The following is a 14,778-nucleotide window of genomic DNA, read 5'->3' as shown; positions in this document are numbered from 1 at the left end:
TTGTAGCGTTAAGGTGAGCCAAATTTACTACAAGCCCGATAGACCACCTGCTATGACCTTTTCACTTTTTGGCGACAAATTCACCCGCCATTCAGGCATTACGCGCCTGATGGAGGATCTCAACGACGGCCTGCGCACACCAGGGGCCATCATGCTGGGCGGCGGAAACCCGGCGCAAATCCCGGCCATGAACAGCTACTTCAGCACCCTGCTGGCCGATATGCTCGAAAACGGCAAAGCCACGGACGCCCTCTGTAATTACGATGGGCCGCAAGGCAAAACCGAGCTGCTCACCGCACTGGCGGATATGCTGCGCAACGAACTGGGCTGGGAGATCGGGCCACAGAATATTGCACTGACAAACGGCAGCCAGAGCGCGTTTTTCTACTTGTTTAACCTTTTCGCCGGACGTCGTGCCGATGGCAGCACCAAAAAGGTGCTTTTCCCGCTGACGCCGGAGTATATCGGCTATGCCGATTCCGGCCTGGAAGAGGATCTGTTCGTCTCCGCGCGTCCAAATATCGAGCTGCTGCCGGAAGGCCAGTTCAAATATCACGTGGATTTTGAACACCTGCACATTGGCGAAGAGACCGGCATGATCTGCGTCTCTCGCCCCACCAACCCCACCGGCAACGTGATTACCGACGAAGAGTTAATGAAACTCGACGTGCTGGCCAATCAGCACGGTATCCCGCTGGTCATTGATAACGCTTACGGCGTACCGTTCCCCGGTATCATCTTTAGCGAAGCGCGCCCGCTGTGGAACCCGAACATTGTGCTGTGCATGAGCCTCTCCAAGCTCGGTCTGCCTGGGAGCCGCTGCGGGATTATCATTGCCAATGAAAAAATCATCACTGCCATCACCAACATGAACGGCATTATTAGCCTCTCGCCTGGCGGCATTGGCCCGGCAATGATGTGCGAGATGATTAAGCGCAACGACCTGCTGCGCCTGTCGAACGAGGTGATTAAGCCGTTCTACTATCAGCGCGTGCAGGAGACGATCGCCATGATTCGTCGTTACCTGCCGGAAGAGCGCTGCCTGATCCACAAACCGGAAGGGGCGATTTTTCTCTGGCTATGGTTTAAAGATCTGCCTATCACCACAGAACTGCTTTATCAGCGCCTGAAAAAACGCGGCGTGCTGATGGTGCCGGGCGATTATTTCTTCCCGGGGCTGGATAAACCCTGGCCGCACACGCATCAGTGTATGCGTATGAACTACGTGCCAGACCCGGAGAAAATCGAAGCCGGGGTAAAAATTCTGGCCGAAGAGATCGATCGCGCCTGGCGCGACGAGGCCTAAGCTCGCGCTCGCAGCCGCGCTGCGCGGAGTGTCACCGGGTCAAGACAGCGTAACGCATGAGTCGGGCAGGCCGCCACGCAGGCCACTTCACAGGTGCGGCAACCGATGCACTTTGCCGGGTCCGCGACAATATACGGGTTCATCTCCTGCTCCATCCACGTTGGAAAAAAGTCAGGTTGCCAGAGTGAACGGGGAAGCCGCCTTGATCCCACTACGGTAAACGGCGGATTTAGGGTTCTTGCCAGCAAAACTGGGAAATTGCCCTAAGGTCAGGCCGAATTAATGTGTTCTTTGCAGTAACGCCGCTTCCAGACGGCGGGCGTTAAGCCTGTATGTTTGCGAAAAATCTGTCGGAAATAGCCCACCTCATTAAAACCACAGCGGGTTGCCACCTCTTTAAGCGAAACCGCACCGTTAAGCAGCAATTTTTCCGCCGCCCTCACCCGCTGGCGATGAATGGCCTCCGTTAGCGTGAGATGGAACACCCGGCGAAAGACCCGCCCCAGATAATCGGCATTACAGTGAAGCTCTTTTGCCAACTGGGAGGTGCTCAGGGGCAAATGGAAGCGGGTGCTAATAATCTGGCGGGCCTTCCAGGCTAGGCTCACACCCGCCTCATCGGGCGGCTGTTGGGGGCCGGCCGTAAGAGAGATTTGTTGTAGAATCAGCAGTAAAAGGTACTCCAGCGCCGGACTGCGCTGTAACTTCTCCTGCTCGGTAAGAAACTGTCTGAACAGCGAAATCACCGACGAAGGATCACCGCTTTTGCCGTGTTGATGCACTGCCAGCTGCGTCCCCAGTGGCGATCGCAACGCTTGCTCATTCACGTCAAAATGCAGCCAGTAAAAGCGTAAATCGGGGGGGAAATCCTCAATGCCCTGATGGCGACGCTGGGGCCAGAGCAATAAGCTTTCTCCCGCCTGCACCTCGAAAACCCTATTCTCTTCCTGGATCGTTAATTTCCCTTTTTCAACAAAGATAATCTCCCACGAGGTGAGTTTACGCGCCGGGTGCCGGCCAATACCCCGGGAGATAAAGTACCCGCCATTCTGAACGCTAATCGGAAGTGTTATGGATAATTCAAGCATGGATATTCACTATCTCGCTGAAAATGGCTTTTAAACACGCCTTTTCCATTGATTATTAACAGCTATTCCGTTTTCTTCCCGATCGAAATCACACTTTGACGACGAAGTCGGAATCCTCACCTTTTTATACTTTTCCCTTCCCTTGTCGCCCCAGACTTTCAGTGCAGAATGAATGAGGTACCCCACAGTAACACCTATAAAAATTCTATTACCGAGGAGTTACCTCATGACTTCTACTTCGATTACGCAGAGAGATATCGCCGGGCAGGCCGCTGACGATCGCCTCTCTGTCCGCGAAAAAATAGGCTACGGCCTGGGTGATGCCGGTGGCACCGTCATCACCTGCCTGATCATGAATTTTTTGACCTTTTTCTATACCGATATCTTTGGCTTAACCCCCGCGCTGGTAGGCACGCTGTTTATTGCCTTACGCGTATTCGACGCTATTTCCGATCCCATCATGGGCGTTATTGCTGACCGCACCCAAAGCCGCTGGGGACGTTTTCGTCCGTGGCAACTGTGGATTGCCCTGCCGATTGGGATTATCGGGGTGCTCACCTTCACCGTGCCGGATGCCGGCATGGGCGTCAAAATCATGTGGGCGTTTGGCACATACCTGCTGTTATCGGTGGGCTATACCGCCATCAACGTCCCCTACTGCGCACTCATCAACACCATGACCACGCGCCACAGTGAAGTGATCTCCTGCCAGGCGTGGCGCTTTGTGCTGTGCGGGGTGGCGGGCTTTTTAGTCTCCGTGGGACTGCCATGGCTGGTGGCGGTGCTCGGTAAAGGTGATGCGGCCCAGGGTTATCAGCTTGGCGTAGGGGTGCTCTGCGCCGTGGCGGTAGTCATGTTCCTCTGCTGCTTCTTCTGGGTGCGGGAGCGCGTACCCCTGGCGCTGATGGGCAAATTTACCCTGCGCGAGCACCTCTCCGGGCTGCGTAAAAACGATCAGCTACTGCTGATGCTGGTGATGTCGTTCTTGCTCATCAATGTTTTTAATATCCGCGGCGGCGGCTACATGTATTTCATCACCTATGTGCTGAAGGGCAGCACAGCTTATACCTCGCTCTTCTTCACCATGGTCACCTTCGCGGCGATCTTCGGCGCGGTGATCGTTAACTATCTCTCACGACGTAGCGATACGGTCAAACTCTACTACTACACCAACCTGGTGCTGGCTGGGCTGGCGGTAGGGATGTGGTTCCTGCCCGGCGGGCCGGAACATCAAACCCTGTGGCTGGCGGTGATTCTCGGCAACGGCGTGATCCTTGGTTTTACCCTGCCGCTGCACTTCTCGCTAATGGCGTTTGCCGACGACTACGGCGAGTGGAAAACCGGCGTGCGCTCTTCCGGAATGAACTTCGCCTTTAACCTGTTCTTTATCAAGCTGGCCTGGGCCTCCAGCGCCGGGATCATCAGCCTGGTATTTATATTTGTCGCTTATCAGCCGGGCGCAGGCAATCAGACCGCTGCGTCATTGCAGGGGATCACCATGATGGAGACCCTGCTGCCGGCCCTGTTCCACCTGCTACTGGCGATCGCGATTCGCTGGTGCAGACTCAGTAACCCCATGATGGCGCGCATAGCGACCGACCTGCGTCAGCGCCATGTTCAGTCCTGAGGAGTAGAAGATGTCCATAATGGAACCCGACCTGCATAAATTAAAAATCAGTGACCCTTTCCTGGGTCAGTATCAGCGGCTTGTTCGCGATGTGGTGATCCCCTATCAGTGGGATGCCCTGAACGACCGGATTGCCGAGGCGGAACCGAGCCACGCTATCACAAACTTTCGTATCGCAGCGGGGCTGGAGCACGGTGACTTTTACGGCATGGTTTTCCAGGATAGCGACGTCGCGAAATGGCTGGAAGCCGTCGCATGGTCTCTGTGCCAGAAACCTGACCCCGAGCTGGAGAAAACGGCCGATGAGGTGATTGCTCTGGTCGCTGCGGCGCAGTGTTACGATGGTTACCTCAATACGTACTTTACAGTCAAAGCACCGGACGAGCGCTGGACCAACCTGGCTGAATGTCATGAACTTTACTGTGCAGGGCATATGATCGAAGCGGGCGTGGCCTGGTACCAGGGCACCGGTAAACGTAACCTGCTGGAGGTGGTGTGCAAACTGGCAGACCATATCGACAGCGTCTTTGGCCCGCATGATACGCAGCTCCACGGTTATCCCGGCCACCCTGAAATCGAGCTGGCGCTGATGCGCCTGTACGATGTCACTCAGGAGCCTCGCTACCTTGCGCTGGTAAAATATTTCGTCGAGGAGCGCGGCGCGCAGCCGCACTTTTACGACATCGAGTATGAGAAGCGCGGAAAAACGTCGTACTGGAATACTTACGGCCCGGCGTGGATGGTGAAAGATAAAGCCTATAGCCAGGCGCATCAGCCTATTGCCGAACAGCAGACGGCCATCGGTCACGCGGTGCGTTTTGTCTATCTGATGACCGGCGTGGCGCATCTGGCACGCCTAAGCCAGGACGAAGGCAAGCGTCAGGACTGTCTGCGCCTGTGGAACAATATGGCGCAACGCCAGCTGTACATCACCGGCGGTATTGGTTCACAAAGCAGCGGCGAAGCGTTCAGTAGCGATTATGATCTGCCGAACGACACCGTCTACGCCGAAAGCTGCGCCTCCATTGGGCTGATGATGTTTGCCCGACGCATGCTGGAGATGGAAGCCAATAGCCAGTACGCCGACGTGATGGAGCGCGCGCTTTACAATACTGTGCTGGGCGGCATGGCGCTCGATGGCAAGCACTTCTTCTATGTCAACCCGCTAGAGGTGCATCCTAAGTCCGTGCCTTTTAACCATATTTACGACCACGTGAAGCCTGTTCGCCAGCGCTGGTTTGGCTGCGCCTGCTGTCCGCCGAACATCGCCCGCGTGCTGACCTCGATTGGTCATTACATCTATACAGTCCGTGACGACGCGTTGTTCATCAATTTATACGTGGGCAACAGTATGGCGTTCCCGGTAGGAGACCAGGAGTTGCAGTTGCGCATCAGCGGTAACTATCCGTGGCAGGATCAGGTCACTATCACCATTACCTCTCCGGTACCGGTGGAACATACCCTGGCGCTGCGCCTGCCGGACTGGTGCGATGCTCCGCAATTAACGCTGAACGGTGAGACGCTGCAAGGTGAGGTGCGCCAGGGGTATCTGTACCTCAATCGCCGCTGGCAGGAGGGAGATGCGCTGGTGCTCACCCTACCGATGCCGGTTCGCCGGGTGTATGGCAACGGGCAGGTGCGTCAGCAGGCGGGCAAGGTGGCCATCCAGCGCGGCCCTCTGGTTTACTGCCTGGAGCAGGCCGATAACGGCGAGGGTCTGCATAACTTAACCCTGCCCGCCGACAGTACATTCCGTGTCTTTGAAGGAAAGGGGATTTTCGCCCATAAAATGCTAATACAAGCAGAAGGATACTGCCGAAATAGCGAAGACGGCACAAACGCGCCGCTCTGGCAGTACGATCGCGCCCCCTGCCCACCGCAGGCACAGACGCTGACGTTTATTCCGTGGTTTAGCTGGGCTAATCGCGGCGAAGGGGAAATGCGGATCTGGGTAGACGAGGCATAAACCCGCCCCGTGCGACGCGACATCAACCCCGCCGGGCGAACCGCCAGGCAGGGGTAGCACCGCCCGGCGAATGAAGGATGCCCTTTTTCCTGGCGGCAGATTCGCATCATCAGAAGCGCCAGGCGAGCCCGATTATCAGCGTAACGCTATCGTCACGATCGATCATCGGGCTCTTTCTCACCGCATCAGGCAATGCGGCGTAGCGGGCGCTGGCGTTCAGCAGGAGTTGCGACGTAAGCGCATATTGGGCCGAAAGCCCGACGTAAGGCATCCAGCTGTCGCCTGCGGCGTACTGCTGCAGGCCGCTGCGGCGTGATTCAGAGGCGGATACGCCATAGTACTTATCGTTAAGGCTCTCATCGTAATAATAAACGCCCGCGGTGGGCGTCAGAGTAAAACGCGCCATACGAACAGGCTTGAAATAAGCCAGTTCCCCCATCACACCACCGCTTTCGTCCCCGGCATCTGCCGCAAGAGTCAATTTAAGGCTACCCCAGCGCTCGTGGCGATAAAATGCGCCCCCCAGCATGGCAGAGGCCCGGCGTTTATCCAGCTGGCGCATGTGAGCGTCGTCATTATCGTCAGGGTCAAAGTGCAGTGGCATCCAGGAAGCGGTCAAACTCAGTTCGTTTTTCTCATCTTTCCAGATAATCCAGCCCAAAGAAGCCTGGCGCACATAAAAATGATGATCTTCATAGCTGACCAGCGGCACGGCAGAGAGCGTATCGTTATACCCTTTGTAAGGCGATTCATTATATGCAGCCCCCATGCCCAGGGAAAATTCTGCCGCCATGACGGAAAACGGTGAAAATAAAAGCGCGGCGAGGATAAATTTATTTTTAAAAGCCATTCCATGCGTCCATTAATAATATTACGACCCGGCGCATAGTAATGGTTACAAAATTCGCGGTGCAATTAAGTTGTTTATATAATATTATATATGAAATCATATAGATGGGCGTTACCCATGCGCAAACTGCAGATCAAACCGCGTGAATTAAAGATCGTCTCGGTCATCGCTGCGACCCGCAGTATCGGCGATGCTGCCGCTCTGTTAGGCATGGCGCAGGCCAATGTCAGCAAATATCTCTCTGATTTTGAGGCACGGGTCGGGCTTAAGGTATTTGAGCGTACTACCCGCCATCTGGCATTGACTCAGTTTGGCGAATCACTGTTGCCTTACATTAACCGTTCACTCAAACAAAACGAGCGACTGATCAATTTCATTGGTGATTACAAGCACGAAAAGCGCGGAAAAGTGACAATATATGCGCCAACAGGAATTATTACCTATCTGGCTCGCTACGTGATCCATGAAATTAAAAATCTCGAAGACATTCATATTAGCCTGAAGACCTATAATCTCAGCACCAACGAATTCTACGAAGGCGTCACCTTCCCTGATGACTGCGATATATTAATTACCTATGCGCAACCGAAAGATGAAAACCTGGTCGCCAGCACCCTCACCAAATATTCCATTACTGCGTTTGCTACTCCGCAATATATAAAAAATCATCCTATTAACAGCCCGGACGATCTCATTAACCACTCCTGTATTCTTATCGATTCTATGATCGTCGATGACGCCAACATCTGGCGATTCCGCGCACATCAGAGCGACCAGATACGCGATTACAAAGTCACGGGTAACTATATTTGTGACAACACCCATGCGGCGCTCGAACTGGCGCGTAATCATCTGGGGATCGTCTTCGCGCCAAAAGAGAGCCTGCAAAAAGAGATAGAGCAGGGTTTGATGGTGCCCTGCTTTACCCATCAGGAGGAGTGGTGGCTGGATCTGGTGACCATCTTCCGTAAACGCGAATACCAGCCACTCCGCGTGCAGTATGTGCTGGATGGCGTAATGAATACGCTGCGTAAGCAGATTGAGCAGGCCGCCGTGGGGCAGCCTGCTCAGGGAAGTTAAAACAGCCCGAGGGGCTTATCGGAATAGCTTACCAACAGGCACTTCGTCTGCTGATAATGTTCCAGCATCATCTTGTGAGTTTCACGTCCGATGCCCGACTGCTTATAACCGCCGAAGGCGGCGTGTGCCGGGTAAGCATGGTAGCAGTTGGTCCATACGCGCCCTGCCTGTATGCCGCGTCCCATTTTATAAGCCAGGTTACCGTTACGGCTCCAGACGCCTGCCCCCAGGCCATACTGGGTATCGTTCGCCAGCTCCAGCGCCTCGTCCATGGTTTTGAAGGTGGTCACTGCCAGCACCGGGCCGAAGATCTCCTCCTGGAAGACACGCATATCGTTTTTACCAAACAGGATCGTCGGCTCGAGGTAGTAACCTTCGTTTAAATCGCCGCCAAGCTGTTTGCGGCGCCCGCCGGTCAAGACATCCGCCCCCTCTTTTTTACCGATATCAATATAGTTAAGGATGGTTTCCAGCTGCCCGTGAGAAACCTGCGCCCCCATCTGGGTGACGCTGTCCAGCGGGTTGCCGCTGCGGATGGACTCTACGCGGCGAATTGCGCGCTCCATAAAGCGTTCATAGATAGACTCCTGCACCAGGGCACGACTCGGGCAGGTACAGACTTCCCCCTGGTTGAAGGCAAATAAGGCAAAGCCTTCCAGCGCCTTATCGAAAAAGGCATCCTCTTCATCCATCACGTCGGCAAAGAAGATGTTAGGGGATTTACCGCCCAGCTCCAGAGTCACCGGAATGATGTTCTGGGTCGCGTACTGCATAATCTGTTGTCCCACTTCCGTGGAGCCAGTAAAGGCCACTTTAGCGATGCGTTTCGAGGTCGCCAGATATTCGCCAATCTCGCCCCCCGCACCGTTCACCACGTTCACAACGCCCGGCGGCAACAGATCGCCAATCACCTCCATCAACAGCAATACCGATAGCGGCGTGAGACGCGCCGGTTTCAGCACCACGCAGTTACCGGCTGCCAGCGCTGGCGCCATCTTCCAGCTCGCCATCAGCAGCGGGAAGTTCCACGGAATGATCTGCCCCACCACCCCCAGCGGCTCATGGAAGTGATAGGCCACGGTATCTTTATCTACCTCGCTGATACCCCCCTCCTGGGCGCGAATACAGGAGGCAAAATAACGGAAATGATCGATAGCCAGCGGCACGTCAGCAGCCATGGTTTCACGGATGGGTTTTCCGTTATCCCAGGTCTCTGCCGTGGCTAACAGCTCAAGGTTTTGCTCCATGCGGTCAGCAATTTTAAACAGGATGGCAGCCCTGTCCTGCACCGAGGTTTGCCCCCACCGATCTTTCGCTTTGTGGGCGGCATCCAGCGCCAGGTCGATATCCCGCTTGCCGGAGCTGGCGATTTCGCACAGCGGCTGTCCGGTGACCGGGGTGACATTTTGATAGTAATCGCCGTCGGCCGGAGCAACCCAGTCGCCGCCAATAAAGTTGTCATAACGGGCTTTTAGCTTAAGAGGAAAACCATACTCGCCGGGCAGAATGCGTGATGAGGGAGGATTGTTGGTCATGGCCATCTCCTTGCGTGAAGTGTCCTTCAAAGGTAGACCGCGGCGGTGAAAACAGCGCCAGCCAGCGTCTGCTTTGCGAGCCCCTTCACGCATTACCTTACTTTACGTTCCGTTTTTTGGTCTGAGCCATAATTAAGGTGCACAGGCTCATAAAGGAAGCGTAAATGCGGCTATTTATCGGTTTTGATGTCGGTGGAACGCACATAAAACATGGCGTGATCGATGAAGATGGTAACGAACTGGCGGAAGATCAATTTGATACGCCAGAAGATGAAGAGACCTTCAGGCAAAAGTGGCGCGAGGTGGTGCAGGCTTACCAGAAAGATCATGAGATTGCGGCCATTGGCGTGAGTTTCCCGGGCCATATCAATACGCATACCGGCAAAGCGGCTAAGGCCGGGGCGCTGGATTTCCTTGACGATGTAAACCTCTACGACCTGTTTGCAGAGCTTACCGATCTCCCCGTCACCGCCGAAAACGACGCGAACTGCGCGGCGCTGGGCGAACTGTGGCGGGGTGCAGGGCGCGATTATCAGCACTTTGTCTGCATTACGCTTGGCACCGGCATAGGGGGTGGCATCGTTGTAGAAGGCGATCTCTGGCGTGGTTCGCACTACCGCGCCGGTGAGTTTGGAGTGATTCCGGTCGGCAATAATGGCGAAGGGATGCACGAAGTCGCCTCTGCCAGAGGATTGATGGAGGCCTGTCGCCGGGCGCTGGCGGTCTCTGAAGAGGAGATGCCAAAAGGCGAAGCGCTCTTCAAACTGATGGAAAACGATCTGCATCTGCGGGAAGCGGTGGAAGAGTGGGCGCGCTTCCTCGCGCGTGGCATTTACAGCGTAATCTCGATGTTTGATCCGCAGGTGGTATTAATCGGCGGCGGCATCAGCGAGCAGGAGAAAATTTATCAGCTGCTTGACCGTAAGCTGCAATCCTTTGACGAGTGGGAGGCGCTGCAGGTGCCTATTTTGCCCTGTGAACTGGGTAACCAGGCGGGCCGGCTGGGCGCCGTCTGGCTGGCAAAACAGGCACTTTCCCGACGCGAGGCTTAAGGTTGCGGCCTGTCCGCAGCAAAAAGCAGCGCATCGCGCAGCAGGTGGTCGTTCCCACGACGGCGGGTGAAGCCGATGCGGTTGAAGTACTCCAGGATCTGGATCGCCAGCTTGCGCCCCACGTTCAGCCGGTCACGGAAGTCGGCGGCGCAGGTTGACCCTCGCTCCTGATCTAGCTCACGGATCAAACTGGCGAACGCCACAATGCGATCATTGCGGTAGTAACGATCTTTGACGATCGCCGTAATGAGCCCCTGCTGCGCGGCCAGCCTCAGTATCTGGCGCATCTCCTGCTCGTCGGTCGCGGTCTCGCGCGCCAGATCGCGCACCCACCAGGGCTCATCACCAAATAGCCCTTCCGCCTTTTGCCAGATGGCGCGCTGCGCATCGGTAAAGCCGGCTTTGTGATGCGGCAGGTGCAGCCAGCCATGATAGCTGTGCAGATCCCCATTCTCGCGCATCCTTTCTATTAGCAGCAGGACCAGGGCTTCATCTTCCGTTGGCAGTGACATACGCCGCAGGCGTTCACGGCCTGGCCCCGGCTCATCCTGGTGCTGATGATGGTAAGCGCTAAGCACATCAAGAATTTTACGCTGCCATCGGGCGGCAATCTCGGTACTCAGCAGCATGGATCCGGCCTGGATAAAATCGGGATGACGCGTCAGCTCGCGTAGCCCTTCCTCACTGCGCTGGCGCGCCCAGGCGAACTCCAGCAGATTGACCGCCCCGCGCTCCAGATGCTGACGCAGCGCAGCACGATCGTCCGGTGCTTTCGCAAGCTGCGCCAGCCAGTGCAGATATTCAGGTTTACGTTTGCCACGGCGCGGCGGATGAAGGGTAACGACGCGCGCCCCCGCCAGCGTAACGCGTGCCGAGATGTCCCGCAGTACCAGCCGATCGTTATCAGCCAGCCACAACGGGTTATCCAGTACCAGCTCGGCCAGATCGTTTTCCAGTAGCGACACGCGGCCGGTCACGTGACTGGCGGCGTGGTGAATATGCAGAGGCTGCCACTGACTCAGGGACAATTCGCCCTGCAGGGCCACGATCACCCGCGTCGACGGCGCCGGCGGTGCGTCAGACAGCAGCCAATCGCCCCGGCTAAGCTCTTCTTTCTCAGCATCGCCCGCAATGTTCAGGGCAATACGCTGCCCGGCATGGGCCTGCTCCGTGGGCTGATTTTGCGCATGCAGACCGCGCACACGCATGCTTTTATTGACCCCGGTCAGCCAGAGGCTATCACCCACCTTCACTTCACCGCTCAGGGCCGTGCCGGTGACCACCAGCCCCGCCCCCTTCACGGTAAAGGCCCGGTCAATGGCCAGACGAAAACGTTGATGCCCCGCCTGCTCGCGGGCCGGAAGCTGTTGCAGATGGTCGCGCAGGGCGTCAATACCCTGCCCCTGGGTTGCGACAGTGACAAACAGCGCCGCATCGCTAAATCCATATTCCGCCAGGGTCGCCTGCACCTCTTCACGCACCGCCGCCACGCGCGCATCGTCAACGCGATCGACTTTGGTCAGCGCCACGGTGAGCTGGGGACTTCCGGTGAGCTGCAGAATGTGCAAATGCTCACGCGTTTGCGCCATCACGCCATCGTCGCAGGCCACCACCAGCAGCGCATGGTCGATACCCCCCACCCCCGCCAGCATATTCGAGAGAAATTTTTCATGCCCCGGAACGTCAATAAACCCCAGCACGCGGCCATCCGGCTGCGGCCAGTAGGCATACCCGAGGTCGATGGTCATGCCGCGTTTTTTCTCTTCCGGCAGGCGATCGGCGTTAATCCCCGTAATCGCCTGCAACAACGTCGTTTTGCCATGGTCAACGTGACCCGCAGTGGCAATAATCATTTCAGCAACATCTCCAGAAACAGGGTTTGATCTTCCAGACAGCGTAGATCCAGCCACAGCCGGCCATTTTTGATACGGCCAATCACCGGAACGGGCAGCGCCCGCCAGCGTGAGGCCAGTGCCTCTAACTGGCTGCCGCGTCCATCGCGCGGGGTGAACGTCAGCGCTGCGCCAGGCAATCTCTCCACCGGCAGGGAACCGCTGCCGGGCTGTGACAGGCAAGGCTCAACGCGCACCTCAAAGTCCGAATAGTGCGGGGCAACCTGCGCCAGAAGCGTCTCGCCCAGCTGATGTAGCGAGGCGGCATCACGGCTTAGCAGACGCAAGGTGGGCAGGCGTTCGGTCAGCTTCTCTGGGTGTAAATAGAGCCGCAGCGTCGCTTCCAGCGCGGCGAGCGTCATTTTGTCGGCGCGCAGGGCGCGCTTCAGCGGGTGCTGCTGCAATTTGGCAATCAGCTCACGTTTACCGACGATAATGCCGGCCTGCGGACCACCGAGTAGCTTGTCGCCGGAGAAGCTCACCAGGCTTACCCCCGCGGCAATCAACTCCTGCGGCATCGGCTCTTTCGGCAGACCAAACTGGCTCAGATCCACCAGCGAGCCGCTGCCTAAATCGGCAACGACCGGTACATTCATCTCCCGACCCATTTGCGCCAGTTCGGCTTCATCCACCGCGTGGGTAAAGCCTTCAATCGCATAATTGCTGGTGTGCACTTTCATTAGCAGCGCGGTATTTTCATTGATTGCCGCGCGATAGTCTTTGGCGTGAGTACGGTTGGTGCTGCCTACTTCCCGCAGACTACATCCCGCCTGCAGCATGACGTCCGGAATGCGGAACGCGCCGCCAATTTCAACCAGCTCACCGCGCGACACCACCACCTCTTTCTGTGCCGCCGTCGCCGCCAGCATCAGCAGCACGGCGGCCGCGTTGTTATTCACGATGCAGGCGTCTTCCGCGCCGGTGAGTTGACACAGCAACTCTGCCAGCGGGCGATCCCGATGACCTCGCCCGGCGCCGTCCAGGTCGTACTCCAGCGTCACCGGCTGGCGCATCGCCTGGGTGACCGCCGCAACCGCCTCCTCCGCCAGCAGCGCACGTCCCAGATTGGTGTGCAGTACGGTGCCCGTCAGGTTAAACACCGGGCGTAGCCCTGGAGGCGTGTCCGCCGCCAGCCGTTTTTCCACTTCCAGAAACCAGTCCCACTGCGGCAGCGCCTGCTGTTGACGAATAGCGTCGCGGGCTTCTGCCTGTAACAGGCGCAACGCTTCGACCGTGCGGACGTGACCAAACTTCTCCACGACGGGGAGAAGCCTGGGGTCGCGAAGCAGACGATCGGTGGCGGGTAGCTGGCTGTAGAGAGAGTGCTGAGTAGTCATGAAAGTGCCTGGCTGTTGGGTCTCTTCCCCCCTCCCGACGGGAGAGGGAGTCAATATGAAGAGGGATTGTACAGCCTGGCGCCAGGAAGTGTTATAGGCGACATCACGCCTTTGGCGGTTCAGTGCGAGCGAAGCTTTCGCGCTGGAAGAGGGTTTCGGCCAGTTTGACCAGCAGTGGACGCTCGACGCACCAGCCCGGCGAGACGCGGCGGAAATTGAGATAACCAATGGCGCAGGCAATGGCGATGGTCGCCAGGTTAACGCTGTCGGTGGCCAGCTTGCCCTCGCGAATCAGGGTTTCGCACCAGTCGAGGCTGCGGCTGATTTTTTCACGCTGACGCAGCAACTCTGCTTCTGATTGCTGTGCGGGCGGGCGGGCCTGCTCACGCACGGAGGCCAGAGCCGCATCCATAATGCCGTCGGCCAGCGCTTCGATCTGGCGGATGTAGAGCGCCGCCTTCGGCTCGCGCGGCACCATCGCCGGGGCGATATCCAGCTTTTCTATGTATTCGGCAATGATCGGTGAATCAAACCAGTATTCGCCATCATCCGTCACCAGCGCGGGTACTTTGCCCAGCGGGTTGTACTGCGCCACGCCATTGTCGGCGTTATAGGGCTGTTCGTTGATGAACTCGAAGGTGATCCCCTTCTCCAGCAAAAGAATGGAGATCTTCCGGACAAAGGGACTGGTATAACTGCCGATAAGTTTCATTGCCTGCTCCTGTATACCAACAAAAGGTTAAGTATGGCTCAGGCAAAGAGAAAAAGGCAGGTCACCTCCGTCGGTGAGATTACGGGTGCCAGGCAGAGATCATTCAACTCACAGATAATGTTGCTCACTTTCATACCGTTTAGTTCTCCCATGACAGACTCTGCGCCCGATCACATCCAGAGTAATCTGCATAAAAATATTTTGTGAATTTCATCACAATTCATAAACAAACCAGCGCCAGCATTATGTGACAAACCTCACATTTTAGTGCCTAATCAGCCACTTTATTGACCACTGTATTTTTTTTACACGTCATATTTGTGACACGGATCA

Annotated in this window: 11 protein-coding genes and 1 pseudogene; 5 read left to right on the top strand and 7 right to left on the bottom strand. The window is 56.5% G+C overall.

The features are described 5' to 3' along the window. The first annotated feature begins 52 nt into the window (after positions 1-52). Entirely contained in the window at positions 53-1,306 is a 1,254-nt protein-coding gene (avtA, locus tag JZ655_RS00705) for a valine--pyruvate transaminase (RefSeq protein ID WP_207292755.1), read from the top strand. Between the two features lie 68 nt (positions 1,307-1,374). Here avtA and JZ655_RS21295 read toward each other — a convergent pair. Next, positions 1,375-1,449, bottom strand: a pseudogene (locus JZ655_RS21295) (4Fe-4S binding protein); the annotation flags it as partial. A 126-nt stretch (positions 1,450-1,575) separates the two neighbouring features. Beyond that, positions 1,576-2,394: an AraC family transcriptional regulator gene (locus JZ655_RS00700; RefSeq protein ID WP_040077884.1), complete on the bottom strand. Its 819-nt coding sequence runs from the start codon at positions 2,392-2,394 to the stop codon at positions 1,576-1,578. Between the two features lie 226 nt (positions 2,395-2,620). Between JZ655_RS00700 and JZ655_RS00695 the strand changes: the two genes are divergently transcribed. Next, positions 2,621-4,021, top strand: coding sequence for an MFS transporter (locus JZ655_RS00695; protein ID WP_207292754.1), 1,401 nt, complete (start codon positions 2,621-2,623; stop codon positions 4,019-4,021). 10 nt (positions 4,022-4,031) lie between these two features. Next, positions 4,032-5,987 (top strand): glycoside hydrolase family 127 protein, encoded by a 1,956-nt coding sequence (locus JZ655_RS00690; RefSeq protein WP_207292753.1) that lies wholly within the window; start codon positions 4,032-4,034, stop codon positions 5,985-5,987. Between the two features lie 109 nt (positions 5,988-6,096). Here JZ655_RS00690 and JZ655_RS00685 read toward each other — a convergent pair whose 3' ends face one another. Continuing rightward, positions 6,097-6,837 carry a MipA/OmpV family protein gene (locus JZ655_RS00685; protein ID WP_207292752.1) on the bottom strand — a complete coding sequence of 247 codons (741 nt, stop codon included), beginning with the start codon at positions 6,835-6,837 and terminating at the stop codon, positions 6,097-6,099. A gap of 117 nt (positions 6,838-6,954) precedes the next feature. On the opposite strand from JZ655_RS00685, the gene JZ655_RS00680 reads away from it, so the two are divergent. Next, complete coding sequence (locus JZ655_RS00680; protein ID WP_207292751.1) at positions 6,955-7,917, top strand: LysR family transcriptional regulator; 963 nt, start codon at positions 6,955-6,957, stop codon at positions 7,915-7,917. Here the strand turns inward: JZ655_RS00680 and aldB are convergent. Next, a complete protein-coding gene (gene aldB, locus JZ655_RS00675; RefSeq protein WP_207292750.1) occupies positions 7,914-9,452 on the bottom strand; it encodes an acetaldehyde dehydrogenase ExaC in 1,539 nt (512 codons plus the stop codon). The genes JZ655_RS00680 and aldB overlap by 4 nt on opposite strands. Positions 9,453-9,616: 164 nt before the next feature. Between aldB and JZ655_RS00670 the strand changes: the two genes are divergently transcribed. Beyond that, positions 9,617-10,504, top strand: coding sequence for an ROK family protein (locus JZ655_RS00670; RefSeq protein WP_046886282.1), 888 nt, complete (start codon positions 9,617-9,619; stop codon positions 10,502-10,504). Here JZ655_RS00670 and selB read toward each other — a convergent pair. The 3 genes from selB to JZ655_RS00655 form a co-directional block, all read right to left on the bottom strand. After that, positions 10,501-12,357, bottom strand: coding sequence for a selenocysteine-specific translation elongation factor (gene selB / locus JZ655_RS00665; protein WP_207292749.1), 1,857 nt, complete (start codon positions 12,355-12,357; stop codon positions 10,501-10,503). The two genes, JZ655_RS00670 and selB, sit on opposite strands and share 4 nt — an antisense overlap. Further along, on the bottom strand, positions 12,354-13,733 hold the full coding sequence (selA, locus tag JZ655_RS00660; RefSeq protein WP_207292748.1) for an L-seryl-tRNA(Sec) selenium transferase: 1,380 nt from the start codon (positions 13,731-13,733) through the stop codon (positions 12,354-12,356). Before selA ends, selB begins: the two co-directional genes overlap by 4 nt. Before the next feature lie 103 nt (positions 13,734-13,836). Beyond that, on the bottom strand, positions 13,837-14,445 hold the full coding sequence (locus JZ655_RS00655) for a glutathione S-transferase (RefSeq protein WP_040077873.1): 609 nt from the start codon (positions 14,443-14,445) through the stop codon (positions 13,837-13,839). Positions 14,446-14,778 lie beyond the last annotated feature (333 nt).

The sequence above is a fragment of the Leclercia pneumoniae genome (assembly GCF_017348915.1).
GTDB classification, from domain to species: Bacteria; Pseudomonadota; Gammaproteobacteria; order Enterobacterales; family Enterobacteriaceae; genus Enterobacter; species Enterobacter pneumoniae.
This window is presented reverse-complemented; position numbering and strand designations above follow the sequence as displayed.